We start from the raw sequence: 26,095 nt of genomic DNA, 5'->3' as shown, positions 1-26,095 counted from the left end.
GGCCATGAATGCCATGCAAACGAAGATCGCGGTGGTCACCGGAGCCGGTTCCGGCATCGGCCGCGCCGTGGCCGTGGAACTGCTGCGCACCGGCTGGTCGGTGGCGCTCACCGGACGCCGGCCCGAGACCCTTGAGGAGACGGCCGCCCTCGCCCCCGAGGGCCCCTCCATCGCCGTACGGGCCGATGTCTCACGCCCCGACGACGTCGCCGCCCTCTTCGCCGCCGTACACGACCGCTTCGGGCGGCTCGACCTGCTCTTCAACAACGCCGGTACGTTCGGCCCCGGCGGTGTCCCGTTCGAGGAACTGCCGTACGAGGCCTGGAAGCACGTCGTCGACACCAACCTCAACGGCGCGTTCCTGTGCGCGCAGGCGGCCTACCGGCGGATGAAGGAGCAGGACCCGCAGGGCGGCCGGATCATCAACAACGGTTCGGTCTCCGCGCACACACCGCGCCCGCGGTCGGTGGCGTACACGGCGACCAAGCACGCGCTGACCGGCCTGACCAAGTCGCTGTCGCTGGACGGGCGTCCGTACCGGATCGCCTGCGGTCAGATCGACATCGGCAACGCGGCGACCGACATGACCGAACGCATGCGAAGCGGAATCCTCCAGGCGAACGGGGAGACGGCCGTCGAGCCGGTGATGGACGTGGCCGATGTGGCGCGCACCGTGCGGCACATGGCCGAGCTGCCGCTGGAGGCGAACGTGCAGTTCGCGACGGTGCTGGCGACGGCGATGCCGTACGTGGGGCGCGGCTGAACCGGCCGCGCGGGGCTCGCACCCGCCTCGTCAACTCGTCAACCTGCACAAACGGAAGCTGAACCTCCGGACCATAAAGCCCGGTGGCGGGCATATGCTCAACATCTCCTCCACCAGAGCTTCACACTTGGAGGACAAGACTTCGGTACGACCACGGTGCACACCACGGTCCACACCGAGGGGGGAGAAGCAGCCGTTCCGCGGCCCGGATGGGGGCGGACCTCGCGCGGGACCGCGGGGTGTGCACCGGGCCGCGGGCGGCTGCAGCGCTGTCCGCCCGGCTGCCGGGGGTCAGCGCCGGTGCCCGCCGCCCCTGGACGCGCGCCCGCGGTTGCGCAGGGCGAGCGCCCCCGCGACGAGCACCACGGCTCCCCCGGCCCCGCCCGCCATCCCCCACGACGACCGGCCCGCGGCACTCGAGGCGGCAGCGCCGGCCGCCCCCTGCCGGGTGGGCGTGGCGCTCGCGACGCCCGCGCCGAGCGGCTCGGCCAGCGTGCCCACGGACTCGGCCTTCGCACCCGCCCCGAACCCCCAGTCGAGCAGCGCGGCCGTCTCCTCGTAGACGCCACCGCCACCGCTCCGCGGGTGCAGCACGGTGACCAGGAGGGTCCGCCCGTCGCGGGTGGCCGCACCGGTGAAGGTGTTTCCGGCGTTGCTCGTGTAACCGTTCTTGACGCCGATCAGGCCGTCGTACGCCGCCACGCCGTCCGCGCCGGTCAGCAGCCGGTCGGTGTTCTGGATCTGGAAGGACTTCCCGCCGCCGGCCGGGAAGTCGGCGGTCCTGGTCGCGCAGTAGGCGCGGAAGTCGGCGTCGGCGAGGCCGTGCCGGGCGAAGAGCGTCAGGTCGTACGCCGACGAGAGCTGGCCCTCGTGGTCGAAGCCGTCGGGGCTGACCACCGTGGTGTCCAGGGCCCGCAGCTCCTCGGCCCTGGCCTGCATCTGCGCGACCGTCTTCGCGACACCGCCGTTCATGTGGCTGAGCACGTGCACCGCGTCGTTGCCGGAGCGCAGGAAGACGCCGAGCCACAACTCCTCGACGGTGTACGTGATTCCGGCCCGGATGCCGACGAGGCTGGAGCCGGCGGGTATCCCCGCCAGGTCGGCGGCGGTCACCGTGTGCTTCTCGGTCCGCCCGAACCTCTCCAGGACCGTGTCCGCGAACAGCATCTTCAGGGTGGACGCCGGCGCGAGGCGCCGGTGCGCGTTGTACGAGGCGAGCACCTCACCGCTGTCGTGGTCCGCGACGAGCCAGGCGCCCGCGGTGAGTCTCCTGGGCAGACCCGAGGCACCGCTCACCTGGATCCCGGCGCGGGCCAGCCGCTCACCACCGACGGTGGTCGCGGCGGAAGCGGGGGTGGCCACGGCCGGCAGGACGGCGGCCGTGGCGAGGCCGAGAGCGGCACGACGGGAGAGCCGGGAGGAATCGCGCATCCCGGGACCGTACAAAGACATTCTGTGACACCGGACAGCAGGGCGAAAAAGAATTCCCCAGAGCTTCCAGAGGGAAAACAAAAAAGCCCCGGAATCACAAGCGGCCGACAACACCCGCGCGTCATACGGAAAAGCGCGGGCCCGCCCCGTACGCCCATCCACCGTCCCACCGGGAGATGCGCACCGGGCGGGCCCGCTGTTCTTCACCAAGAGACCACTCAACAGCCGCTACCTGGCAGTAGGCCCTAGGGACCTTAGGAATCAGCTGTCTGATGGAACATTTATGGCGGGCCATTTTTTCTCAGCTCCTACACATCCCTTACTCAGCCCCACTCAAAGCTACGTCCATAGCTTGTGGCCGCGCCCACAGCGGGCGCCAAGAACCTTTGAGGAACGGGATGTTTGGCATCTATCTCAAGCGTGAGCTGAGCCGGCGCAAGAAGGCGGCCCTGGTCATCGCCCTGGGTCTGGCGCTCGGTATCGCGCTGGTCATCACCGTCAACTCGGTGTCGGCCGGCATGCAGCAGGCCCAGGACAAGGTCCTGACGTCGTTGTACGGGCTCGGCACCGACATGACGGTCACCAAGGCACAGGCCGCACCCACGGACGGCGAGTCGGGCAGACCGAACTTCGAGTTCGACGCGGGCTCGGACAGCGGCGACACCCAGAGCTCGGACCGCGTGATGACGTCGGGCGGCCAGGCCCTCAAGGCCTCGCTCGTCAGCACCGTCGCCAAGCAGGCGGGCGTGGCGAACGCGGTCGGCGCACTGAGCCTGAACGTCACCAAGGTCGACGGCTCCTTCACCCAGGGCACGGCGGAGTCCTCGACCTCCGGCTCGGGGTCCGGCTCTCAGCAGGGCGCCCCCGGCGGCGGCCAGTCCACCGGCCAGCCCCGCGTACAGGGCGGCGGCGCCAACTTCGACGTGAACTCGTACTCGGTCGCGGGTGTCGACGTCACCGACCAGGATCTCGGCCCGCTCGCCACGTCGAAGATCACCAGCGGCAAGACGTTCACGACCTCCCAGACCAACTCCAAGGTCGCGGTGGTCAGCGCGTCGTACGCCAAGGAGAACAAGCTCACGACCGCCAAGACGATCACGATCTCGGACACCAAGTACGACATCATCGGCATCGCGACCCCGGACAGCAGCGAGTCGACCACCGATGTCTACCTGCCGCTGAAGCAGGCGCAGACGCTGGGCGACTCGGCCGGCGAGGTCACCACGATCTACGTCACGGCGACCGACTCGAAGCAGATCGACACGGTCAAGGCGACCATCCAGAAGAACATCTCGGGTACGACGGTCACCACCTCCGCCGACCTCGCCGACACCGTCTCGGGCTCGCTGTCCACGGCCTCCAACCTCGCGACCAGCGTGGGCAAGTGGCTGTCCATCGCGGTGCTCATCGCCGCGTTCCTGGTGGCGGCGCTGCTCACGTCCTCCGCGGTCTCCCGCCGGGTGCGTGAGTTCGGCACCCTCAAGGCGCTCGGCTGGCCGTCGCGCAAGGTCACCCGGCAGGTCGTCGGCGAGTCCATCGTGAACGGTCTGCTCGGCGGCGCGCTCGGCATCGGCATCGGTCTCGCCGCGGCGTACACGGTGACGGCGATCAGCCCGACCCTGACCGCGGAGCTCGGCTCCACGGCCGGCTCGGGCGGTGGCGGCGGTCGTATGGGCGGCGGTGGCGGTCCCGGCCAGCAGGCGACGGCCAGCACCATGGACATCGCGCTCTCCGCGCCCGTCTCGCTGACCACCATCGCGCTCGCGGCGGGCCTGGCCATCGCGGGCGGTCTGATCGCCGGTGCGATGGGCGGCTGGCGCGCCTCCCGGATGCGCCCGGCGGACGCGCTGCGCAGCGTGCAGTAACACGCCTTCGGGCGACCGGCCTTCGGGTCGGGCCCCCTTGAGCTGGGGCGCCGCGTCCGTTCCCCCCGGGTCGCGGCGCCCCGCCCCCTCTTCCTTCTTCACCTGCCTGCTTCATCTTCGGAGAACTCATGTACAAGCTCACTGGCGTCACCAAGCGCTACACGCGGGGCAAGGACACGGTGGAGGCGCTGCGCGGCATCGACCTCACCATCGAGGACGGCGACCAGCTCGTCATCCAGGGCCCCACGGGCGGCGGCAAGTCCACCCTGCTCCAGATGATCGGCGGTCTTGACCGCCCGTCCTCCGGCAGCGTCGAGCTGGACGGCGTGGACCTCGCCTCCATCAGCGAGGCGAAGCTGACCCGGCTGCGCGCCGAGAAGATCGGCATCATCTTCCAGTCGTTCAACCTCATCCCGACGCTGACCGCCCAGGAGAACGTCGAGACGGCGCTCGTACCGCTCGGCGTGAAGCCCAGGGAGCGGCGCGAGCGGGCCGCCGAGGCACTGGCGTCCGTAGCCCTCGGCGACCGGCTGACGCACGCGCCGTCCGAGCTGTCCGGCGGGCAGCAGCAGCGTGTCGCCATCGCGCGCGCCCTGGTCAAGAAGCCGAAGGTACTGCTCGCCGACGAGCCGACCGGCAACCTCGACGAGGGCACCCGCGACGACATCATGGGCCTGCTGGACGGGCTGTGGCACGAGTACGGGCTGACCTTCATCATGGTCACCCACGACTCGTCCATCGCCCGCCGCGCGCCGCGCCTCGCGACCATCAAGAACGGCCAGATCTCGCTGAAGGAGCAGGGCGGCGGTGCGCGACGCGCACCGGCTCCCGCCTCTCAGCAGTTCGTCCAGTAGGCCCTACGGCGGTCCCCGGGGCCGCTCACCGTCCGAGAACGCGGTCGACCTCGGTCAACTGCCCGGCGGTGAGCGGCCCTTGGGCGATCGCACCGGCGTTCTCCTCGGCCTGGGCGACCGAGCGGAAACCGGGGATCGGGACGGTACGCGGGCTGCGCGCCCAGAGCCAGGCGAGGGCGCCCTGCGCGAGCGTACGGCCGTTGCTGGTGAGGATGTCCCGGAGTGCGTCGACCCTGGCGAGCCAGGCCCGGTCCGCGCCGCCGCTCTCGTTGAAGCCCGGCAGCCAGGCGGGCGGCGCGTTGCGGATGTCCCCCGCTTCCAGGGCGCGCCCCGCCGCGTGCTTCCCGGTCAGCAGCCCCATGGCGAGCGGGCTGCGGTTGACGCTCGCGAGGTCCGACTCCTCACAGAGCGCCAGTAGTTCGGGGGCGTCCTGGAGGATGTTCAGGCGGTGCTGTACGGCCGCACAGTGCTCGCCCGCCGCGAAGACGGCAGCCCGCTCCGGGTCGTCGGTGCTCCAGGCGTAGGCGCGGATGAGCCCCTCGCTGACGAACTCCTCGCAGGTGTCGCGGAGTTCGGCGGCACGGTGCGGGTCGGCGTCAGAGATGTGCAGCTGGTACAGGTCGACGTAATCGGTGTCCAGGCGCCGCAGTGAGGCGGTCAGCGCGCGGCGGGCGTACGCCGGGGAGTCGTCGCTCCCGAGCACGACGCGGCGCTCCTCGTCGATGACGTTGCCCCACTTGGTGGCGACGACCACGTCGGCGCGGCGCTTGCCGAGAGCGCGCGCGAGGACACGCTCACTGTGCCCGGTGCCGTACGCGTCGGCGGTGTCGAAGAACGTCACGCCCAGGTCGAGGGCGCGGCGAACGGCCCGTACGGACTCCTCGTCGTCGACCTTGCCCCAGCCGAGCGGCTGCCCGTCAGGGGTCCCCCACTCGCCGCCGATGGCCCAGCAGCCGAAGCCGAGCGCGCTCACCTCGATGCCGCTGCGGCCCAATGTCCTGGTCCCGTTCGTGTACTCGGTGTTCTCCATGCCCGCGAACGCTAGGAGTTGGAGTGCACGCGAAGGCAAGACCCGCGCGGGGAAGCGGTGTTGGCGGCTACGCCTGGCCGGTCTCGAAGCGGGAGATCCTGCCGCCGTCGTCGACGGTGAAGCTCCACCTCGTCCTCATCTCGCCCCAGGTGTCGTTGCTGTAGCGGGCGATGAGGGCCAGGCCGCCCCTGGACTCGTTGTCCACGTCCATGTGGCCGTGGGAGGAGAAGATCTCCCGGTCGGTCCAGTCGGCGAGGTCCCGGTCGGACCCGTCGTCGGACATGGTGGCGCCCGGGGCGAGGAGGGCCTGGAAGGCGTCGCGGTCGTGCGCGTTCACAGCGGTGACGAACGCCCGGACGGCCGGGTCGCTCAGTTTGGCTACCTGAATCGTCATGCCAGTCAGACTCACACCGCTCCCTGGGGGCCGCCACCCGAACGGCCGCGCGAATACGTCGAACGGTCGTGATCGATGCGACGGTGGAAATCCGTCCGTCCCCTCCATCCCCTCCACCCGCTCCGTTCATCTTGTCCGTCCAGCCTGTTCCGGGAGCCATCGTGAGTTGCTTCGACCGACGTGATCTGGGATTGCTGCTGCTCCGCGTGGGCATCGGCGGGGTGCTGGCCGCACACGGGTCGCAGAAACTCCTCGGCTGGTTCGGCGGGGGCGGGATCGAGGGCACCGGGGGCCGCCATGGAGGCCATGGGCTACGCGCCGGGCAAGGCGAGCGCGACCGCGGCGGGCCTCGCGGAGGCGGGCGGCGGCGCGCTGCTGGCGTTGGGCCTGGCGACACCCGCGGCCGGTGCGGCGGCGGCCGGTGCGATGGCGGGCGCCGCGGCGGTGCACGCGCCGAACGGGTTCTTCGCACAGGTCGGCGGCTACGAGTACGCCGCGAGCCTGGGCCTGACGGCCGCGGGCCTCGCCGTGACGGGACCCGGCCGGCTCTCCCTCGACCACGCGCTGGGGCACGCGGTGAACCGCGGCTGGATGGTGCCGGCGGCGCTGGGCGTGACGGCGGCGGTCACCGCGGTGGTCGTGGGCGCGCGGAACCAGCGGGTGCGGAAGGCCGCGGAGGGCCGGCAGGAGACGCTGTTCGACGAGTAGGGGCCCGGCCGCGGCCTCCGGGATGGGAGGCTGACCGCATGGCTGACCGCGCTGCTGAGGACGAGAACGACCTCGTCTGGGACTCGATCGACCGCCTCTACGCCTGGCTGGACTCCCACCAGGCACTCACAGAAAGGGAGTTGCTGCTCACGCGCATGCTGAAGCTGTCCGAGGAGGTCGGCGAGGTCGCCCAGGCGGTGATCGGCGTGACGGGCCAGAACCCCCGCAAGGGCACGAGCCACACCTGGGACGACGTACGGTCCGAACTCTGCGACGTCGTCATCACGGCCCTGGTCGCCCTGCGCACCCTGACCCCGGACGCCCGCGAGACCTTCACCGCCCATCTGGCCGACGTCACGGAACGCTCGCTCGCCTCGACGCGGACGCCCTGAAAGGGCCGGCCACCGCGCTCCGGTGGCCGGCCCCGCGCTCAGCAGGCCCGGCGCCACGCGTCCAGCGCGAGCCGCTTCCGCATCGAGTCGAGGCCCAGCCGCTCGGCGGTGGGACAGAACCTCCCCGTGGACACGTCGTACTCCACGTGGAAGACCGCCTTGCGTGCCTCGACGAACGGTGTCAGCGACGCGCATTCGCTGAATTCGGCGCACTGTTCGTTGACCGCGAAGTCGAAGTCGCCGACGAGCTGCGGGATCTGCTCCAGGTCGTTCTTCAGTCCCACGGCCAGTCCCCGGTCGTGTGCCAGGCCCGCGATCATGCGGTTGTACGCCAACTGGTGTGCCGCTGTGAGGGGAAAGCCGGTCCTGTTGGTGTAGCCGTCGAGGAGGTCGGGCTCGACGGCGTCGAAGCCCTTCTCTCGGCACATGTCCATGCGCTCGGCCATGAGGGGCCGCAGCACGTCGAGTTCGCGGATGTCGAGCCACCGTTCGCCGTCCCAGCCGTTGCCCCTGCCGAGCAGGGCTGCCGGGAAGTCCTTGTGGTCGGGGCGGAAGTCCTCCCAGGCACCGGCGTTGATGTAGCAGATCACCTTGCGTCCGTCGGCGTGCAGCCGCTCGACGACAGCGGCACTGTTCTCGAAGCCGTCGATGTCGTACACCGGGACCTCCACGGAGGTGTCGATCCGGCCGCTGAGCTGCCACTGCCAGGCGGTGCCCGGACGCGGCTGCCAACGACCCTGCTTGGGCGGGGTGTCGGCGGAACAGCCCGCGAGCAGCAGCACAAGCAGCATGAGGATGACGGTGGTTGCTGATCCGGGCCGTGAGGGATGCCTCAAGACGCTTCCCTCTCCACGGTCGGCGGCAGGCCGCTCCACGGGTTCGCGCCGCTGCCGGGGACGGCGCAGTGCACGGCGGCTCCGCGCATCCGGGCGGTGCGCGCCGCGAGCCCGCAAAGTTCGTCCGGGACGCCGTACACCAGGTGGCAGAACCGGTCGGGCGGATGGACGCCGGTCCAGGCCGGCACGGTGAAGTCGGCGTGCCGGTACGTCTTCCAGGTGCCCTCGAAGGTGACCAGCAGGTCGGCGAACTCCGCGTAGCCCGGGGCCGGATGGACGCCCGGGTTGAGGACGACGGTGCCGGCCCCGCAGAGGCGGGCCGCCCGCGTCAGCCGGCGGTAGTGGCGCACCTCCTCGGTGCCGGAGGCCGTCCGGTCCAGGAAGGCGCCGTCGGTGTCGTACCAGCGGCGGTAGCGGCGCAGGTCGCCGATGACCGAGCGGACCGACCGGTCGCCGTACGCCGTGTCCACGTATCCGAGCACCCGCACGTCCGCCTCGCGCAGTTGGGCGGCGGCCGTGACGAAGGCCGGGTCGGGAGTGGTGCCGGGGCCGTCGGCGATGTTGAGGACCACTCCGTACAGCTGTGGACCGGCGCGGATCAGGGCGCGCCAGGCGGCCGGGTCCACGGCGGGGTGGACGTAGAGCGGGACGAGCAGCCGGCCGCGGCCGTCGTCCGTCGCCGGGTCGCTCACGCCGGGACCCTGGTGTGTTCGGCCCACAGGGCGGACAGCGAGTCGGCCAGGGTGAGTTCGGGCCGCCAGTCGAGGGCGTCCGCGGCGGCGGTGATGCCGGCCCGCTGCCAGGAGACGGCCGAGGACCGCTGCGATCCGGCGCCGCGCTCCTCGATCGGGCCACGGAATCCGGCGGCCCGCGCCATTTCCTGCGCGAGTTCCCGGGCACGGGTGGCCGTGCCGCTGCCGATGTTGAGGACGGGTGGCAGGGCGCCGGGGCTGGTCGCCGCGAGCACGGCGGCCCGCGCCACGTCCCGTACGTCGACGAAGTCGCGGTACGCCGAGAGGTCACCGACGCGGACCGTGCCGTCGGGCAGCGCGCGCCGCAGTTCGTCGGCCAGCCGTCCGGACAGGCTGGTGGCGGGCGCGCCGGGGCCGACCGGGTTGAACACCCGCAGGACGACGCTGTCCAGGCCGGTCCGGCCGGCCTCCGTCACCGCGTACGACCCGGCCAGCTTGGTCGCCCCGTAGCTGCCCTGCGGGCTGACCGGCGAGTTCTCGGTGAGCGTCTGTCCGGCGGGCGTCGGTCCGTACTCGGCGGCCGATCCGAAGTGGACGAGACGGACGGCGGGGGCCGCCTCACGCAGGGCCTCGCAGAGTACGGCGGGTCCGCGCGCGTTGGTCTCGGCCATGCGTACGGGGTCGCCCGAGACGGCGCCCGCGCAGTTGACGACGGCGTCCGGAGCGAGGGCCCGCAGGGACCGTGCGAGCCCGGCGACGGAGATGGCGGCGAGGTCGACGGGAAGGTTCACGGGCAGGCCGGGGTCCACCGAGCGGCCGCCGCCGAGCACCCGCACACCCGTGAGGGTGCGCAGCTGCCCGGCGACGTGGCCGCCCAGGAATCCGGTGGAGCCCAGGACGAGGATGCGCATGATGCCCGGTCACGCTCCCTTGAGCAGGGCGGGGCGACGGGTGGTGAACTCCGCGTTGGCCCGGTCGTAGTCGTCGGGGCGGCCGATGTCCAGCCAGTACCCGTCGAACTCGTAGGCGGCGGGCGGGGTTTCGGACTTGAGCAGGTCCAGGACCAGTTCGTCGAAGCCGAGCGGCAGACCGGGGGTGTAGCCGTTGAGGGTGGAGCGGGTGAGTCCGTAGACGCCCATGGAGACCCGGTAGTCCATGCTCGGCTTCTCGGCGAAGCCGACGACCTTGCCGCCCTCGGTGGTGAGCACGCCGAAGTCGATGGAGACCTTACGCGCGTAGGTGGCGATGGTCAGCGGCGCGTCGGACGCCTCGTGACTGCGCAGTACGGCGCCGAAGTCGAGGTCGGTGAGGATGTCGCCGTTCATGACGAGGAAGTGCTCGGGCAGCCGGTCGAGCATGGTCAGCAGCGGGCCCATGGTGCCCAGTGGGCTGTCCTCGGTGGTGTAGCCGACGCGCAGGCCCCACTGGGAGCCGTTGCCGACGTAGGCCCGGATGATGTGGCCGAGGTGCCCGATGGCGATGGTGCAGGTGGTGAAGCCGGCACCGGCGAGCTGCCGCATCACGATCTCCAGGATCGCGTGCTGGTCGCCGATGGGGACGAGCGGCTTGGGCAGCGCGGTCGTGTAGGGCCGCAACCGTACGCCTTTGCCTCCGGCCAGGATGACTGCATGCATCGTGGGGTTTCCTTCCGACTGTCGTCAGGTGTCGCCAGATTCGGTGTCGCCGGGTTCCTGGGTTCAGGCGGTTCCCCGGCGGGCCGTGGAGCCGTGGAGCAGTCCGTGGAGCCGTGGAGCAGTCAGATGTTGTAGACGTTCGTCTTGTAGCGGGCGAGGTTCGCCGGGTCGCGGAAGAAGTCGATGGTCGCCTCAAGACCCTCTTCGAGGCTGTGGGCGGGCGCCCAGCCGGTGGCGGCGCGCAGCCGTGACGCGTCGCAGACCAGCCGCATCACCTCCGATCCGGCCGGCCGGATGCGCTGCGCGTCCTCGCGGACCTCCAGGTCGGCGGCCATGAGCTTGCCGATCAGGGTGACCAGGTCGCCGACCGAGATCTCGCCGCCGGTACCGGCGTTGAAGGTCCGGCCGACGACGGCGTCGGCGGGCGCGGTGCCCACCGCGAGGAACGCCCGGGCGGTGTCCTTGGCGAAGGTGAAGTCGCGGGTGGGCCGCAGGTCGCCGAGGGTGATGGTCCGTTCCCCGGCCGCGACCTGTCCGATGACGGTCGGGATCACCGCGCGCATGGACTGGCGCGGCCCGAAGGTGTTGAACGGCCGCAGGGTGACCACCTGGGTGCCGAAACTCGCGTGGTAGCTGTCGGCCAGCCGGTCCCCGCCCGCCTTCGAAGCGGCGTACGGGGACTGCGTGTTGATGGGGTGGTCCTCGGTGATCGGCACCGTCTGGGCCGTGCCGTACGTCTCACTGGTGGAGGTGTGCACCAGCCTCGGGATGTCGAGCCTGCGGACCGTCTCCAGGACGTTGAGAGTGCCCGTGACGTTGGTGTCCACGTAGCTGTGCGGGGCCTGGTAGGAGTACGGGATCGCGATCAGCGCCGCCAGGTGGTAGACGGCCTCCGTGCCGGCCAACAACCGGTCCACCGAACCGGGGTCGCGTACGTCGCCGAGGACGACCTCCACACTGTCCATCACGTCCCGCGGCAGGGTCTCCAGCCAGCCGTACGACGAGAAGGAGTTGTACTGGGCCATCGCGCGTACCCGGTGCCCGCGGGCGACGAGTGCCTCCACCAGGTGCGAGCCGATGAACCCCTCCGCTCCGGTGACGGCTACGGGTCCGGCCACGGGGCCGGTCACAGGTCCGGATTCGGTCACGGGTCTGTCTCCTCTGTTGTCAGGGGTGGTGCGGTTGACGGGTGCGGTGTCAGCGATGAGCCGTGGCCCGGCCCAGCAGGGCGTACGAGATGAGCACCAGCGCGACGGCGGCGCAGCCGCAGACGACCGGACGGACCGCGGCCGGGCCGAGGGCCGCGCCCGCGGCAGCGGCCAGGCACACGGCGGCGGGCGGCCAGGCCGTGCCGAAGGCCTGGAGCAGCAGGGCGGTCCACAGGACGGCTCCCAGTGCCAGCAGCGGTCCCGGGGACACCCCGCGGATCAGGGTGGGTGCGGCCAGCACCGCCAGGTATCCGGCGAGGCACAGCAACAGGGCCCGCCCGGCCCGGAGTTGGAAGCCCCTGGGAGTGGTGCTGTGCCGCAGCGCGGCGAGGCCCAGGCTCCGGTAGCGGTAGAGCAGCCACTCGGCCACGCCCATGCTCAGGGTGAGCACGACGACGGCGGGCCCGTCGGCCGAGGCCGCCATCAGCGTCAGCGATCCCGCCGCAAGCCCGAACAGCCCGTAGGGGACGGAGGCGGCGACCGGCGTGCCGTTGCCTGCGACCGCCGCGCCCTGCGTTCGCAGCGACCTTCTTATCTCGCGGGTCGCCAGCAGCACCGCGCCGGCGACGGTGGCCAACAGCAGCACGGTGACGGTCAGTTGGCCGGGGTCCCAGAGAAGCAGGGAGGCCGCTCCGGCGACCGTCGGGGTGAGCGCGAGCAGCAGGTCCCGTTCACGGCCCAGCACCAACAGCACGGTGCCCGCGGCGAGATAGACCGCCTGCCCGGCGGCGAACGCGGTCATGGTGCCCAGTCCGGACAGCAGCAGCGCCGCCGCCACGGCGCCCAGCGCTCCGACCGGTGCCCCGGCACGCAGGGTGCGCGCGGCGGCGCGCCGGCCGCCCGCCGCGAGCCGCACGTAGGAGCGGTGGGCGAGGCCCTGGTTCCACGCCCAGGCGGCCAGCGCCGAGGCGGCAAGACCGGCGAGCGCGCCCGTGCCGTCCGCGAGCAGCCCGGCGCCCAACAGGTAGGCCAGTCCGGGGAGTCCGAAGACCGCCCCGCGCAGCACGCACCGCCAGGGGCTGGTCCGCCAGGGGTCGGGCGGCGGTTCCGGGTCGGGGAAGCGGCGCGGTACCCGTTCGTACAGCTCCTCGGCGACCTCGAAGAGGTCCCGCCGTCCGTAGCGGCCGGTGATCTGTTCCTGCGTCAGCCCGTCCGACTCCAGTACGGCGGCGATCTCGTCGGGGTGGACGGCCGCGCCGCACACGTCCGCCAGCCGTTCGGCGAGTTCGTCGAACGGGTCCTCGGCCCAGGACGGCCGTCGGCGGCGCATCGGCCGCGGACCGAGCACGGGCAGGCTGTCGCCGTCAACGGGCCCTGTCTGCACGGCCTTTCGGGCCCGAGCACCACGGCCACCGTGGCCGCCCCGACCCTCCCGACCGCCCTGACCGCCTCGGCCGCCCGGACCGCCCTGACCGCCCTGACCGCCCTGACCGCCCGTGGTCGTGTTGCCCGGCCAGCCCGCCGGGAACCGCCGTCGCCCGGCCAGCTCCAGATCGGTCCCGCCGTCTCCCGGCAGCAGCCGCAACGGCCCGCTCACCCGGCCTCACCCGCCTGCCGTACGCCGCCCACCCGGGCCTCCTCGTACCGCTCACGCGGGACGGCGAGGGCGGCGACACTCAGGTCGCGCGGGACGGCATGGCCCGCGGCGCCCAGGTCAGGCGGGGCGCCGTGGCCCGCGCCGCTCCGCTCGCGCTCGGCGGCGGTCCCCGCGGTGGGGCGCTCGCGTCCGGTGGCGGACCCCGAGGCGAGTTCGCCGTAGATCCCGCGGAAGGTGTCGATGGTCTGCCGGAGGGTGAACTGCTCGATCACTCTCAGTCGCGCGGCCTCGCCCATCTGGGCGCGCCGCGCCGGGTCGCGCAGCAGTTCCAGTGCCGCCCGCGCCATCTCCCGCGGCTCGCGCGGCGGTACGACGAGACCGGTGTCGCCGACCGCCTCGTGGACCCCGCCCACGTCGGTGGAGACGGTGGCCCGCCCGCACGACATGGCCTCGATGAGGGTGAAGGGAAAACCCTCGCTGATGCTGGACAGCATCACCACGTTGCCCGCCGCGTACGCGTCGCGGATGTCCTCCACCCGCCCCTCGAAGACCACCGCGTCACCGGCCCCCAACTCCTCGGCGAGAGCCTGACAGCGCTCCCGGTAGGCCTCTCCGCCGCGCGGGGTACCGCCGAACATCCGAAGCCGCGCCCGCGGCAACTCCTCGCGGACGAGGGCGAAGGCGCGGATCAGCGTCTCCAGGTCCTTGATCGGGTCGACCCGTCCCGCCCAGGTGAGGGTGGGCACTTCGGGTTCCGGTCCGGCGGGCGGGAAGGCGCCGGGGTCCACACCGTTGTAGACGGTACGGATGCGGTCGGGCGCCGTGCCGCCGTGCTCCTCCCAGCGCCGGTTGTAGCGGTTGCCGGGGGTGACGAGTTCGGCCCGGGCGTAGGTCTCCTGGGCGAGCAGCCTGAAGAAGCCGAGGAGCAGCGACTTCACCGGCCAGCGGTAGCCGCCGGTGCGGTAGCCGAGGTAGCGCTCGCGGAGGTAGACGCCGTGCTCGGTGAGCAGCAGCGGCGTCCCGTGCAGGTGGTGGGCCGTCAGCCCGGGCAGAGCCGCCAGTCCCCCGCTGACGGCGTGTGCGACTCCGCCCTCGGGCGGTACGACCGCCAGCGGCCGGAGCGCGTGCTCAAGGAGCTCGGTGGCGGTCAGCGCGTCGTGCAGGGTGGGCCGGGCCGCGGCCACGGCTATGTGCGGCCGGTTCCACACCGCGGTCAGGGTGCGCAGCGCCTCCTCGGTCCGCATGGCCGCCGACAGCTCGCGCTTGCGGGCCCGGGCGCCGAGGGCGTACAGGCCGTCCGCGAAGTCCGTCCCGGCGGTCGGTGAGCCGGGCTCGAGGAGCGAGAGCAGGAACCGCTCGTAGGTGCCGAGGAAGCGGCGCAGCCGCCGCCCCCGGGGCGCGCGTCCGTCCGGAACCGCTCCCCAGAGCGGGGCGGTGACCAACTCTCCGACGTTCGGGGGCAGTTCCCAGGCGAACGGCTCCTGCCCCGTCCCGGTGATCGCGACCACCCGGAAGCGGACGTCGGGCATCCCCCGTACCAACTGGTCGCACCACACACTCACCCCGCCGTGCTGGTGCGGATACGTTCCTTCAGTGAGCAGTGTCACCACCGCTCGGTCGTCCGTGCCCGAAGGCGGCACGGCGTGCAGGATCTCTCGCGTGGACATGCGTCTCATTCCCCCCAAGGAACGATCAGTTCGGGCCGCGGCCGTGGTCAGTGGCGCGGTCGGGCCGTACTGCCGGACCGCGGTCGACGCGCGGTCCGGCCGTGCGGCCGGTGTCGCGGAGGCGGGCGGCTACTCCGCCGCCGGCCCGGTCTCCAGGGAGCCGCTGCCGACCCATCCCGACCTCGCTCCCGCGTACGGGCCGCCGAAGCCGTCCGCCGTGGCCGGCAGGGTCGCCGGGGCCTGAACCCCGCCGGGCGCGCTGATGGTGACGGTGTTCCCGATCCGGTAGGCGGTGACCTGACCGCCGTCGACGGCCGCGTCCCAGACGGCCCGGCGCTTCAGCTCGTCGCTGGTTTGCCTCAACCCCTGGTTGACCAGAGGGGTGTTGGCGGCGAAGAGGTCCGCGTAGTCGCTCAGGACCTTCTCCAGCACCGGGTAGCCGATCCGCTCCTCGGCGAGGTTCGACTGGTGGATGTAGTGCGGGCGCGGGTTGTTCGACAGCGCGTGCCCGAGCGCGATCCGGCTCTCGGTCGGTACGAGGTACGAGGTGTAGCCGGTCTCGGTGTCCAGCGGCTCGTCCAGGCAGGTGGTCGTCGTCGAGTTGTCGCAGATGCCGCTGCCGCCGTCGGCCGCGCTGGTGTAGATCCAGTTGTACTCGTCGACCTGCTCGGCTTCCTTGCCCGCGTTGTAGAAGATGTTCATCGGGAAGCGGGGCACGGTCAGCGCGGCGCCGACCTGACGCTGCTGCGGGTCACGGGAGTTGTCGCTGCCGAGCGCGGTCACCCCGGTCGCGGCGAGCGCGGGCGCCAGGTTCGGGTTGTCGTCGGGCTGCTGCGGGAGCACCCGCATGCCCGAGTGCTCACCCGTGACGAGCTCGGTGTTGTCGAGGGCGAGGCCCTTGGCCGCGCCCCAGGTCCGGTTGTCCGCGATCGAGGCGGTGATCTCCGCGCGGCTGACCCACTGCACGTTGCCGAACCAGTCCTTGGAGCACACCCACGGCACCACGGTCACGTTCTGCACGCAGCCCAGGAACGGGTGGTCGTAGGTGTGGTTCACCCACCGGAACGCGTCCTTGTCGGCGACGAGTTGGTCGGTCAGCGCGTCGTCCCCGTTGTTCTCTTCCTTGTAGGTCTCGCTGCCGCCGCCGTTGAACAGGAAGTCGAGCGTCAGACCGTGCTGCTGCGACCACTGCTTCGCGTACTGCGCATCCGCGACCGTCATCCGGATCGGGTCCGAGACGCCCTCCCCGTCGGGGCAGTCCACGTCACCGGGCGTGCAGTTCAGCTCGGTGTCCCACCGGTCGTCGGCGCCGAAGACGTCGTCCACGTGCACCGCGAAGTAGTTGTGGTCGGCGCCGAGATGGACGCCCTGGGTCATCCACTCCACGATGCCGCGGGCGAGCAGCCGGTACTGCTGCTGGGCCTGGTTGTAGACGAACGTCACCACCAGTTCCTGGCGGCCGTCGTGCGCGTACTCCCCGATGAGCGATCCGTTCACCGCCGTACCGGGAATGGGCGCCTCCACGTACGTCGTGAACTCGGCCCCCGCCGCCTGCTGGGCCAGCGGCACCGCCAGGAACCCGTAACTCTCCGACACGTCATCGGCGTTGTCCTCGAAAGGCACCGCGCCGTCGAGATACCCGAAGGGCCCTGCCAGTCCGGCGGCGGTCACCTGCGCCGTCGTACCGTCCAGCGACCCGATGTACCCGGGATTCTGCGCCCAGTTGAGCCCGACGGCCGGCTGCGCGTACGTGTAGGCGTCGACCTGGCGGATCTTGTAGGTCTGCTCGTACGCCGTCAGCGCGGCCAGCTCCGCCGAACCCGCCCCGAACGGGTTGTCGTTGGGCAGCACCACAGCCTGGAACTTCGCCCTCGGCCGCCCGTCGACGGTGTCGCTCAGGAAGGCCGCGTCGATCAGCGGTCTGCCGGTGTCGTTCAGGTCGACCTCGGTGTACGGCGTCCCCGCTCCGTCGAGCTCCGCCGCGATGGCCTCCGTGGCCGCACCCCCGTCGTCGACCACCAGCACTCGGAGGTCGACTCTCGGTTCCAGCTCGTCGGCTCTCGCTCCGGCGACAGGCGCCAGGAACGTGAGCATCAGCGACGCCGCGCAGACCGCGGCTCTTCGCGAGAAACCCTTCATGATGTGCCCCCCCATGGGCTACGGCATGAGATTGCCGCATACGAAAAACCGAACCAGGACAGCAAAAAACGTTCCTGCACACCTACACCGAGGTGTTGGGAAGTCCGTGGCCGCGAGCGACCTCTGCCCTTGCCGGACACATCCTGCGATGAGATGCGGAGGTTTCGTGGGTAATTCGAAAAAGTTTCTCAGCCACCCCACGGGCGTTTACCTTGTGTACGTAAATGTTCACTCCGTGCACATGTGATCCCCAGCGAACTCCCAGGAAACCGCCCCCGAAACGGCCCCTGACCTCCCCTGACGGCCTGTTTCCAGCCCGGTCGGCGCCGAGGGGCCGGAATCGCGGGTTTCACACTTGGCCTGAAACCCGCTCACACCCCAGTCAATCGGCCCTTACAGGCCTCGCCAGACGTTGTCGAAGGCCGCGTTCTCGATGGCTCGGCGCTGCCGGACGGCCTCCAGCTCCATCACCGCGTCGTTGACGGCGGCGAGCACGGTCACGGTCGAGTCGTCGGCCGCGCCGGCCGCGTCCAGGGGGTCGTCGGCCGTCCGTTCGCGCACCCCGGCGGCTGTCGCGAGCGCGAGCAGGACCGGCTCGTCGGACACCCAGCGCTCCTCCGCGCGCAGCCGCGTGGGCGAGTCGGCGGCCGGCGCGGGCTGCTGGGTCCGCGAGGGAAGCCAGCGATGACGCTTCTTGTCCTCCGGCCCCTCCGCCTCCCACGCCTTCAGATAACCGGCGGACAGGCCGCGCCCCCTGCGCCACAGCCAGTCCTCGACCGACTCGTACGGTGACTGCCGGGTGAGCGCCGCCGACGCCTCGTCCAGCAGGCGGTCGCCGAACAGGCGGTCGCCGATCGGCTCCTGCGGGTTCGGCACGACGCGATCACCGTCGAGGGTGATCGCCCCGGCCTCGACGAGGTCGAGCAGCTCGGCCCCCGCGAGGGCGAGCGAGAGATCACCGGCCTCCACCGAACGGCCGGGAGCCAGGTCCACGGCGACGATCATCAGATCCTGAGCTGTGGTCATGTGCGGCTCCGCATCGGTGGGGCGGGTACGGGACACGAGAACGGGACAGGCAGACGAGTCGGTCTGTACGCCAGAACATCCTACGCGCCCCTGCGATCTACGCCTTCGCGAGCAGGGGCGGGGGTGACCTGCGAGGCAGGGGTCGCAGGGGCGGCCGTGGGCGGTCGGATCGCCTGGTCGTAGCGGGCGGCCTGCTCGTCGGCGAGGCCGCCCGGATCGTCGACACCATCGCTCTGACCGACCGGGCCGGTGCCCGCGGTCATCGTCAGGCTTCGCGGACGGGACGTTCTTCTCGGACTTGCGGAGGGGCGGTTCCTCTCGGACTTGCGGAGGGGCGGTTCCTCTCGGACTCGCGGAGGGGCGGTTCCTCTCGGATTCACAGAGGTTCCTCTCGGACTGGCGGAAGTGGGCGAGGGTTCGGCTCGGTCGGTACGACGTCAGCCGCTCAGCTGCCACACCCGCACCAGATCCGTGCCGCCCGCGGCAGCCAGCAGATCCCCGTCCGGGTGAACGGCGAAGTCGTCGTAGCGGCCCGCCTGTTCCAGCTGACGGATCTCCGGACTGGCGGTCACCTCCGACAGGCGGCCGCGCCGCAGCCACAGCACACGGCCCTCGTCGGCGCACACCAGACGCATGCCCTTGGCCCCGAACCCGTCGAAGCGCTCCTGCCTGCTGAACTCTCGCCGCAGGACGACGGCATTGGTGGCCGTCCGCCAGACGATCAGCTCCTGGAAGCTCGCACACGCGACGTACCTGCCCGACGGCGAGACAGCGAGCCAGCAGCCCGGTCTGGCGATCTCCAGCCAGTTGCGGATCCGGTTCTCGACCGGCGGCGCGTTCTCACGGTGGACATGAACACGGTTGGTCGTGGCCATGGCCACCACCGATCCGTTCGCGCTGACGGAAGTCGCCGCGAGTCCGGCCGGGCACGGCACCTCCCGGAGGATCCGGCCGTCGTCGAAGCTGCGTACGGCCACTCGGCGCTTGTCGTGGGTGGCGAGAACCTCTCCCCCGCTGGTGACCAGGAACTCGTCACCGCGCAGCGGGACGGAGTGGAGGCGGTGCTCGCCGGTCCTGCCCGCGAAGTGCACGAGGTCCAGACTCCTCGGCCGGGCGACCGCGACACTGTGCCGGGTCGGGGACACGATGGCCTGGTGCCCCAGGCGGAGTTCAGCTCCGCCGGGGACTCCGGGAAGCGCCTCGCCCGAGTTCAGGTCCCATCGCTCGACCGATCCGTCTCCGGCGACGACGACGGCCGTGTGGTCGGGGCCGAAGCCGATCGTCGACTGCCCGGTGGTCCGGCGCGTCCTGCGCATCTCCCGAACACGGTCGCCCAACCCCGCTCGGGAGGACGGGGAAACGGTGAGGTTGTGCAGCAACTCGAAGGTGAAGGCGGCCGCGTGACGGGAGGCCGCCGGCTGCCAGACACGGTCGTTGTCCTCGCCTTTGTCGGAGAGCCGGTCGGAGATCCCTCGCACCACGAGAGCGCTGGTCCCCGCGTTGATGTAGGCACTCTGCAGAAATCCGTGTCCTTCCATCTCCACGGCCACGGCATCACCGCAATACCGCTCCAGCAGCAGGGCCGTGGCCGAACGCTTGTCCGCCACCACCTTCGAACCGGCCGCCAGTGGCTTCACATGCGCCTGCGGGACGGTGTCGGTCACCGGCGCCTTGATGCGATGACGCCATGCCTCGTCCCGGGCGGTCGCCTGAGCCCGCTGGACCAGGTCGAAGGTAGACAGATGAGTGGTCATGCGCGGGTGGAAGCCGTCCTCCAGGTCCTTTCCACTCTCGTAGTCGTAGATGTGCCGCGCGGCGACCACGTCTCCCAGCGCGGTGTCCTTGAGACCGCCGGCAATCCCGACGAAGAAGATGTGCCGTGGCCGGAAGGCCGTGACCGCTCGTTCGGTCAGCGCGGCCGCGGCGGTGTTCCCCGGTCCGGTCTCATGGCACGCGACCGTCCACTTGGCGTGCCTGCCACCGAAGGTGCCGAACTCGAACAGGGCGCCACGGACGTCGTACTCGGCGAGCGGTCCCTCCAAGTGCTCCCGCACCGCGTTGTATTCCTTGCCCAGCGCGGTGAAGACGATGACATCTGCCATGGGGTACATGGGTTCTCTCATTCCGTCCGGCACGACTGCGCGCCGGAACTCAGGTCCGCGTACGCCGATATCTGGACGGCCAGTACCACGATCGCCGCGCACTCGACGAGCGAGACGGTCAGCAGCACCGCGGAGATCCGGCCCGTCGCCCAGAAGACCGTGAGTGCGGCCAGCGACGCACCGCAGAACGTCAGTAGGTCGACGAAGAGCTGAAGCCACTTGCGGGACCGCCGTCGACGGTCACTGCGGTGTGCCGCTTCCCAGCCGAACGTCTCCCGCCCGAGCGGCGTCACGACCGCGAGCCGGGGGGTCAGTTCGGTGCTCACATAGCGGCCGATCGCGGAGATCTTCTCGTCGTTGACCAGATAGGTCCAGCCGAGTACGAGACACACCGGAGGCAGGAGCAGCAGGAGTTCGACGCGCGCCGGCCCTTGTAAGGTCGCGGCGATCACCGCGGCCATGGCCGCCAACGTGGCGTAGAGCAGGTTGTCCCGGAAGCCGATGCGCGCCTTCTGTTCGTCCTTCACCTGCGTGTACTCGAGCAGCAGTATCTGGCTGGCGGTGACGCTCTCGTTCTCGATGTCCGGCACGGCACCTCATTCGCAGAGTCGGTACTTCTCACTCTGAGGATGCGGCAGTACGCGACACGGGAAACGGGAAGTCAGGACAGCGCGGCATTGCCCAGGCCGCTGTAGAAGTAGTAAGCGGACTCGTCACCCGACTTGGTCATCACGCAAGTGATCCTGATCTGGTCCTGCCCGGAGATGTCGACCGACAGGTCCTCGGCCCTGCTGGACCGGATGGACACCTCCTCACCGATCGGATTTCCCGCCGCGTTGACGACCTGGATCGATCCCACCGAACCGATCGCGTTGGGCGAGTCGGCCAGAATGCCCACCTTGGCCTCCAGCCGCGTGTATCCACTGGTGCTGTAGACCGCGCTCTCACCGGCGCTGTTGCACCCGAGACGGATGCTCTTCTCGTAGTGCTCCCCGCGGATGGTCACCGGCTGAACGCTCACGTCCCCGTCGCTGTTGATCGCCTCGCCATCGGCGAGGTAGACAACGGATCCGGGCTCGGGAGGATCCGTCACACCGGGATCCTGCGAACTGTCCTCGGGTCCCGGCTTGTTCTCCGTGCTCGGGCTCTGGCTCGGCTCGGGTGTCGCGATGACCGTAGCTGTCGCCGTCGCCGTGACGGTCACGGTCGGCTCCGGGTCGTCGGCCCTGACAACGGTCTCCCTTCCGCCGAAGAATCCCGCCGCGATGGTCGCCGCGCAGATGGCGAACAGTTCGAACCATCGCGGAATGACACCCCATCGGCGTCGCCCCCGGCGCTCCTGCTTGGTGAGATCCATTCCCGCCCCTCGTGTAATCGGTATTGCCGGCCAGGGCCGGGACACGCGTCTCCATCACGCCTGCGTCGGACGGCCAGTTGGGCGTGCGACAGGGAGTCGGCGGTGTTGAACGGGGCCGTGCGGAGACGGCGCAGCGGCAGCTCCGGCGTGCCCAGACCCCTCGTTCCCCCGGGACAACGCCATTCGCTCGTCAGTACCTGCGCCTCACGGCCGCGACCACACAGTAGGGACTCCGTAGGGCGATGACACCGGAGTGCGAAGTTCCTGTGGAGAGTGCGGAAGCTCGAGGCACTCACGGGGCGCTCACTGCTGACGCGCGCCCCAGGTTCACGCCCCTCCCCCTACCCAGGGCCACCGGCCCGTCCGACTCGCTCCACCGCACAGGTCCGCCAACTCGCTTCTCCCTGAGGCGTGTTCGCCTCCCCTCGACGGATTGGGGAGCCATTGCGGTGCTCCGGGAGGGCGACGGCCGGGACAACCAACGCTGGAGCAACACCTGACCGTCCCGGGGCGTCGGGCTGTCCAGAAATAGGGCCAAAAGCGCAACAAGGCGCGCTACATTGGAAGTTGTCACACCTCGCCAAGGGGGGAACCCCGGGGGCAGTCCAGTGGGGGCCGCCCGGGGGAACGCCGTACGTCCAGCCAGACGAGCTGACCGGCGGCGCCCTGAAAAGGAAATGAGGTGCGACATGGCCGACGAGGCGTCGACCAAACGAGCGGAGCTGAGGGCGGAACTCGCCAAGCGGATTGCCATTGGTCTGAGCGTGCGCGCTCTGTGGGCAGTGATCGCGGAAGTGTTGTTCCACCGCGGCTAGCCGCTCCGGTGCGGGCGGGGTTTCCCCTCTTGACCTCGCCCGCACCGTTGTTCGAGGCTGCCGAGCCTCACTCCGGTCAAGGGCTTCCACAGAGCCTGTGCGGGCCTGCGGGGTTCTTGTGGAGGCCATACCCGTCCGGGCCGACCGCGGCCGGATGCCGGGCACAGCGTTCTGGAAGATCTCGGTGGTGCACAGCACCGTTTGGACCAACGCGCACGGCACGCCGATCGCAAAGGCATATCGCCAGGGCACGGCGACCGACACCACGTCCTGGAGCGCGGCCGCACCCTCGGAGCCGAAACCGCAAGCGTCTTCTTCATGTCCGACCGGCATTTCGAGCGGTTCCCAAGAATAGAGGTCAGCCTGCTGGTGCACGCGATCACGGACCTCGTCGGCATCAAGGCGGCAGCCTCGACCGGCCCGGTTCGCATTTTGTCCAGCTGGCGACCACGCAGCACTGCGGATCGTGTTTCTCAGGAACTGCTTCTCGTCGGCCTGGGTGCCCTTCATCAGGGTGCCCGCAAACAGCGAGGTCCGGGCCACAGCCGTCAGCGTGGGCAGAACGGCGGCCATGGCGCGCCGGTGCGGGGGCGCCCTCGGGCAGCGGGTCTAACTCCACCCAGGGGCGGCGCAGTTCCTCGCCGAGTTCGTTCGCTATGGCCGCGCTCATGCCGTCGAGCGCGAGCAGCGCACCCGCCGCTCCTCCCCGCGCGACGACCAGCAGGTCGACCCCGCGGACGTGGCCGGTGTTCGCGGTGAACGTGGAGTTCGACCAGGCGCGCCAGGGGTCGGAGTCCGGGAGCCGCTCGCGGATCGCGTCCAGGCCACGGCGTTCGCGATCGAACTCGGACTCGGACTCGGACTCAATGACCGTGGCCCACCGGCCTTCCCGCATGTCTGGTCCACCTCATTTTCCGAATCTGGTGACTTGCGGTGCGCGGAGCCATCGGGATCGACGACGTCCGGTCCGACGCCATCGCGTCCGGCGCCCGGGCGGAGACACCGCGGCGTCCAAAATTGATCCGCGTCAACTGGCTTGTGCACTAATGTGGTTACCCGCTGCGCACCTTCCCGGAGGGTATGTCTGCGGTGTTCCAGGAGCCGGTCCTCGGCAATGAGCGATGAATGGTCTCCACCTCGTGTCTCACGCGGTGTGACTGCGGATGCCCGGTAGGGCGATCCCTGCCATTCCCAGCTCACGCTCAGGAGTGGAAACCGATGAACCCCGTTGAGTACACGCGTGCACGTCGTGACCGGATTCGTCAGATTCTGGTCGACGTCGCGGTGGGAGTCGTCACCAATCTCTTGGTGACAGTTCTTGTCGTGGCAGCGCGCCTGGTCTTCTGACCGGCAGGTGGCGGGCCCGGGAGCCCGCCACTCCACTCACCGGTACACCGTTTCAGAAAAGACGCATCTCTCCGGGCGGAGTGTCCTTCGTCTGACGCTTCCTGCGGCAGCGTCCTCGGCCGGGACGGGGCAGGTGCGGCTGGCGCGCCTGTTCCGGCAGGTTCTCCCAGGTGGGCCGCAGACCGTGGATGTGGACGTCGCCGATGAGCTCCTTCAAGTACTTCCGGGTCTCCTCGTCCGTGGAGTAGAGCACGGTCGCCCGGCTCGCCCGGGTCATCAGCACGTGATACGCGTGCCGGACGAGCCGGGCGAACTCGTCGTCGTGAACACTCTTCGGCTTCACCTTGGGATCGAACGACCCGGGAACGGCCACCCGTTTGACACCCGCCTCCTTGTCCGTCCTCTCCTTGCCCCGACGGAACACCCAGCGATCGCCCCGGCGCACCATGTCCTCGCCCATGATCACGCCGCACCAGTCCCATTCCAGGCCCTGCGCGGTGTACACGCAACCGATCTGGCCAAGGCCGTTCTCGTGCACGGACCAGATCTTGGAAGGCGGGACGGTCTTGTTCTCGCAGAAGGACTCGCTGTCCGCGTTCCACGGCCGGTGCCAGTCACCGATCCGGACGTCGGGCTCGAGCCGCTTCTCCTTGCCGAGGGGTTTCGTCCAGGGCCAGCAGTAACCGGCGACCATGCGTGCGGACGCTCCCGCCCCCGCCTCGGAACGGATGATCTGCTCGAGTTCCTCCGGGCTGTCCACGATCTCGACATGCATCAGTCCGTCAGGAGTCCACGGCTCCGGCTTCGCGTCGGACACCCCCAGCGCACCGCGCACCCAGCGAATGTAGGCGTCGCTGCCGCCACACCGGAACTGTTCCCGCAGGGAACTACGGAGCAGGACGGCGTCGTAGCGCTTTGCGGCGTCCTCCACGAGAGCAGCGGTGCCGACCTCCTGCGGGCGAACGGACTGACCCTCGTCGAGGAAGAACACCGTCAGCCGGGAGGCGTCGAGGAGTTCGTCCACCTGGGGCTTGGTGCCCCAGTCCTCAGGCTTCCAGAAGCGGTTGGTGGAGCGGTCGCGCAAGCGGTGGGCCTCGTCGCAGATCAGCACGTCCAGAGGCGGGTCGGGTGGGGTGACGAAGTTGCTGAAATAGGTGAAGGTCTCCTTGAACTCCCGGTCGCCGTAACCGACATGCTCCTGTAGGGCGCCGTTGAACGCCCTGCTGCCGCTCGCGTACTTGACCGTGCGCCCCTCCGCCTCCAGTTCGGCCTTGAGCTGGAGGCCGATGGCACTCTTGCCCGTGCCGGCACCGCCCGTGATGAGGAAAACCACCCGTCGCTCGTCGGGGAGGAGCGCGGGGCGCAGCGGATCGGGAAGCACCTTGTCGGCCGTTTCGAGGATCTGGTCCGCGACCTTCTTCTGACGACCGCGCAGGGTGAAGACCGTGTCCTCGCCGTTGGAGCGGATCATGGCGTCGAGCAGCGGGGTGTTACGCAGGCCCATGTTCTGCAACAGGATCTCGGCCGCCGAGTCGGCACCGTCGGCGGCGAAGCTGTTCCGCAGGTCCGATATCAGTTGGGCGCGACGGTCGCTCGTGTAGACACGGGCATAGGAACCGGTCGGTGCATCCACGCCGACCAGAGGGAGCACCGCCGCGTCGGTGGCGTTGTGCAGATAGGCGAAGCCGCCGCACTCGAAGTCCAGGCCGTGCAGCGGCCCTCTGACGCCCGTGAACGCCTCGTAGTATTCGCGCAGTTGGAGCGCGGGGTGCTTCTTCTCTCCCATGCCGGGGACATGCACCAGCTCCGCGGTGGCTCGCTCGACCCGGGTCACCGTCGACCAGCGCTTCAGCTCGACCAGTTGGAGGGACAGCCCGTTCTCTTCGGGGTGATGACCCACGAGGACGACGTCGATGAGCCGCGGGGCCCCGGAGCGGTCGGCCTCATCGAGCGTGGCCGCACACTCGACGATCATTTCGACATTCCCGCGGTCGGCTGCGACCAGATCCTCGGCGAGATGTACCAGGCTCTCTGCCCAGGCGGAGCGTTCGGTCAACGAAGCGTCGGTGTTGAGAAAGTGCTTCCACCTCGCGGCGAGGTGGGGCACCATACGGCGTCTCGAATTCAGGTTCAGCAGATCCCGAGCTGCCAGTTTCAGGAGGAGCATGGACACGAGGTGGATCCCCCAGGGCACGAGTAACTCGTGCGGATGGGGGCATGTCCACAGAGGGAAGCCCGTCGGGCCGCAATGACGCCTGGGATCTTAGGGACGCGAATCTCCTCCCGACGCATATGACA

At 70.3% G+C, this 26,095-nt stretch carries 23 protein-coding genes and 3 pseudogenes; 7 read left to right on the top strand and 19 right to left on the bottom strand.

Annotation, left to right across the window (positions count from 1 at the left end; genetic code table 11):
- Positions 1–4 precede the first annotated feature (4 nt).
- Positions 5–763 (top strand): SDR family oxidoreductase, encoded by a 759-nt coding sequence (locus tag ACIBLC_RS24555; protein WP_399213310.1) that lies wholly within the window; start codon positions 5–7, stop codon positions 761–763.
- 291 nt (positions 764–1,054) lie between these two features.
- On the opposite strand, the gene ACIBLC_RS24550 is transcribed toward ACIBLC_RS24555, so the two are convergent.
- The gene (locus tag ACIBLC_RS24550) at positions 1,055–2,194 is read right to left on the bottom strand and encodes a D-alanyl-D-alanine carboxypeptidase family protein (protein ID WP_399213309.1); all 1,140 of its coding nucleotides are present in this window, start codon (positions 2,192–2,194) and stop codon (positions 1,055–1,057) included.
- 398 nt (positions 2,195–2,592) lie between these two features.
- Between ACIBLC_RS24550 and ACIBLC_RS24545 the strand changes: the two genes are divergently transcribed.
- Positions 2,593–4,059 carry an ABC transporter permease gene (locus tag ACIBLC_RS24545; RefSeq protein ID WP_399213308.1) on the top strand — a complete coding sequence of 489 codons (1,467 nt, stop codon included), beginning with the start codon at positions 2,593–2,595 and terminating at the stop codon, positions 4,057–4,059.
- A gap of 128 nt (positions 4,060–4,187) precedes the next feature.
- Positions 4,188–4,913 (top strand): ABC transporter ATP-binding protein, encoded by a 726-nt coding sequence (locus ACIBLC_RS24540; RefSeq protein WP_399213307.1) that lies wholly within the window; start codon positions 4,188–4,190, stop codon positions 4,911–4,913.
- Positions 4,914–4,938: 25 nt separating this feature from the next.
- On the opposite strand, the gene ACIBLC_RS24535 is transcribed toward ACIBLC_RS24540, so the two are convergent.
- Together ACIBLC_RS24535 and ACIBLC_RS24530 are read right to left on the bottom strand one after the other, a co-directional pair.
- Complete coding sequence (locus ACIBLC_RS24535; RefSeq protein WP_399213306.1) at positions 4,939–5,943, bottom strand: aldo/keto reductase; 1,005 nt, start codon at positions 5,941–5,943, stop codon at positions 4,939–4,941.
- Positions 5,944–6,010: 67 nt separating this feature from the next.
- Positions 6,011–6,337, bottom strand: a complete 327-nt coding sequence (locus ACIBLC_RS24530; protein ID WP_399213305.1) for a nuclear transport factor 2 family protein — start codon at positions 6,335–6,337, stop codon at positions 6,011–6,013.
- A gap of 161 nt (positions 6,338–6,498) precedes the next feature.
- Between ACIBLC_RS24530 and ACIBLC_RS24525 the strand changes: the two are divergent.
- Together ACIBLC_RS24525 and ACIBLC_RS24520 are read left to right on the top strand one after the other, a co-directional pair.
- Positions 6,499–7,045, top strand: a pseudogene (locus tag ACIBLC_RS24525) (DoxX family protein).
- Between the two features lie 38 nt (positions 7,046–7,083).
- Positions 7,084–7,437: a MazG-like family protein gene (locus tag ACIBLC_RS24520; protein WP_399213304.1), complete on the top strand. Its 354-nt coding sequence runs from the start codon at positions 7,084–7,086 to the stop codon at positions 7,435–7,437.
- A gap of 38 nt (positions 7,438–7,475) precedes the next feature.
- Here ACIBLC_RS24520 and ACIBLC_RS24515 read toward each other — a convergent pair whose 3' ends face one another.
- The 13 genes from ACIBLC_RS24515 to ACIBLC_RS24455 form a co-directional block, all read right to left on the bottom strand.
- On the bottom strand, positions 7,476–8,228 hold the full coding sequence (locus ACIBLC_RS24515; protein WP_399213303.1) for an endo alpha-1,4 polygalactosaminidase: 753 nt from the start codon (positions 8,226–8,228) through the stop codon (positions 7,476–7,478).
- A 41-nt stretch (positions 8,229–8,269) separates the two neighbouring features.
- Positions 8,270–8,965 carry a spherulation-specific family 4 protein gene (locus ACIBLC_RS24510; protein WP_399213302.1) on the bottom strand — a complete coding sequence of 232 codons (696 nt, stop codon included), beginning with the start codon at positions 8,963–8,965 and terminating at the stop codon, positions 8,270–8,272.
- Positions 8,962–9,876, bottom strand: coding sequence for an NAD-dependent epimerase/dehydratase family protein (locus ACIBLC_RS24505; RefSeq protein WP_399213301.1), 915 nt, complete (start codon positions 9,874–9,876; stop codon positions 8,962–8,964). The genes ACIBLC_RS24510 and ACIBLC_RS24505 overlap by 4 nt, the downstream gene beginning before the upstream one ends.
- A gap of 9 nt (positions 9,877–9,885) precedes the next feature.
- On the bottom strand, positions 9,886–10,599 hold the full coding sequence (locus ACIBLC_RS24500) for an NDP-sugar synthase (RefSeq protein WP_399213300.1): 714 nt from the start codon (positions 10,597–10,599) through the stop codon (positions 9,886–9,888).
- Positions 10,600–10,721: 122 nt separating this feature from the next.
- On the bottom strand, positions 10,722–11,747 hold the full coding sequence (locus ACIBLC_RS24495) for an SDR family NAD(P)-dependent oxidoreductase (RefSeq protein WP_399213299.1): 1,026 nt from the start codon (positions 11,745–11,747) through the stop codon (positions 10,722–10,724).
- Between the two features lie 49 nt (positions 11,748–11,796).
- Positions 11,797–13,344 (bottom strand): hypothetical protein, encoded by a 1,548-nt coding sequence (locus ACIBLC_RS24490; protein ID WP_399213298.1) that lies wholly within the window; start codon positions 13,342–13,344, stop codon positions 11,797–11,799.
- Positions 13,341–15,011, bottom strand: coding sequence for a GT4 family glycosyltransferase PelF (gene pelF, locus ACIBLC_RS24485; RefSeq protein ID WP_399213297.1), 1,671 nt, complete (start codon positions 15,009–15,011; stop codon positions 13,341–13,343). Before pelF ends, ACIBLC_RS24490 begins: the two co-directional genes overlap by 4 nt.
- Before the next feature lie 129 nt (positions 15,012–15,140).
- Positions 15,141–17,150 (bottom strand): hypothetical protein, encoded by a 2,010-nt coding sequence (locus ACIBLC_RS24480; RefSeq protein ID WP_399213296.1) that lies wholly within the window; start codon positions 17,148–17,150, stop codon positions 15,141–15,143.
- A gap of 393 nt (positions 17,151–17,543) precedes the next feature.
- Entirely contained in the window at positions 17,544–18,176 is a 633-nt protein-coding gene (locus tag ACIBLC_RS24475; RefSeq protein ID WP_399213295.1) for a GPP34 family phosphoprotein, read from the bottom strand.
- Between the two features lie 80 nt (positions 18,177–18,256).
- Positions 18,257–18,439 carry a hypothetical protein gene (locus ACIBLC_RS24470; RefSeq protein ID WP_399213294.1) on the bottom strand — a complete coding sequence of 61 codons (183 nt, stop codon included), beginning with the start codon at positions 18,437–18,439 and terminating at the stop codon, positions 18,257–18,259.
- A 174-nt stretch (positions 18,440–18,613) separates the two neighbouring features.
- On the bottom strand, positions 18,614–20,287 hold the full coding sequence (locus tag ACIBLC_RS24465) for a hypothetical protein (protein WP_399213293.1): 1,674 nt from the start codon (positions 20,285–20,287) through the stop codon (positions 18,614–18,616).
- Positions 20,288–20,295: 8 nt separating this feature from the next.
- Positions 20,296–20,859, bottom strand: coding sequence for a hypothetical protein (locus ACIBLC_RS24460; RefSeq protein WP_399213429.1), 564 nt, complete (start codon positions 20,857–20,859; stop codon positions 20,296–20,298).
- Between the two features lie 80 nt (positions 20,860–20,939).
- On the bottom strand, positions 20,940–21,635 hold the full coding sequence (locus tag ACIBLC_RS24455; protein ID WP_399213292.1) for an NPCBM/NEW2 domain-containing protein: 696 nt from the start codon (positions 21,633–21,635) through the stop codon (positions 20,940–20,942).
- Positions 21,636–22,324: 689 nt separating this feature from the next.
- On the opposite strand from ACIBLC_RS24455, the gene ACIBLC_RS24450 reads away from it, so the two are divergent.
- Positions 22,325–22,450, top strand: coding sequence for a hypothetical protein (locus tag ACIBLC_RS24450; protein ID WP_399213291.1), 126 nt, complete (start codon positions 22,325–22,327; stop codon positions 22,448–22,450).
- A gap of 480 nt (positions 22,451–22,930) precedes the next feature.
- On the opposite strand, the pseudogene ACIBLC_RS24445 reads toward ACIBLC_RS24450, so the two are convergent.
- Positions 22,931–23,161, bottom strand: a pseudogene (locus ACIBLC_RS24445) (hypothetical protein); the annotation flags it as partial.
- Positions 23,150–23,345: pseudogene (locus ACIBLC_RS24440) on the bottom strand (hypothetical protein); the annotation flags it as partial. The pseudogenes ACIBLC_RS24445 and ACIBLC_RS24440, both read right to left, overlap by 12 nt.
- Positions 23,346–23,575: 230 nt before the next feature.
- Between ACIBLC_RS24440 and ACIBLC_RS24435 the strand changes: the two are divergent.
- Positions 23,576–23,797: a DUF6408 family protein gene (locus tag ACIBLC_RS24435; RefSeq protein ID WP_399213290.1), complete on the top strand. Its 222-nt coding sequence runs from the start codon at positions 23,576–23,578 to the stop codon at positions 23,795–23,797.
- Between the two features lie 52 nt (positions 23,798–23,849).
- On the opposite strand, the gene ACIBLC_RS24430 is transcribed toward ACIBLC_RS24435, so the two are convergent.
- Positions 23,850–25,853 carry a DUF2075 domain-containing protein gene (locus ACIBLC_RS24430; protein WP_399213289.1) on the bottom strand — a complete coding sequence of 668 codons (2,004 nt, stop codon included), beginning with the start codon at positions 25,851–25,853 and terminating at the stop codon, positions 23,850–23,852.
- Between the last annotated feature and the right edge of the window lie 242 nt (positions 25,854–26,095).

The organism is Streptomyces sp. NPDC050535 (assembly GCF_044457665.1).
In the GTDB taxonomy this organism is placed as follows: Bacteria; Actinomycetota; Actinomycetes; order Streptomycetales; family Streptomycetaceae; genus Streptomyces.
This window is presented reverse-complemented; position numbering and strand designations above follow the sequence as displayed.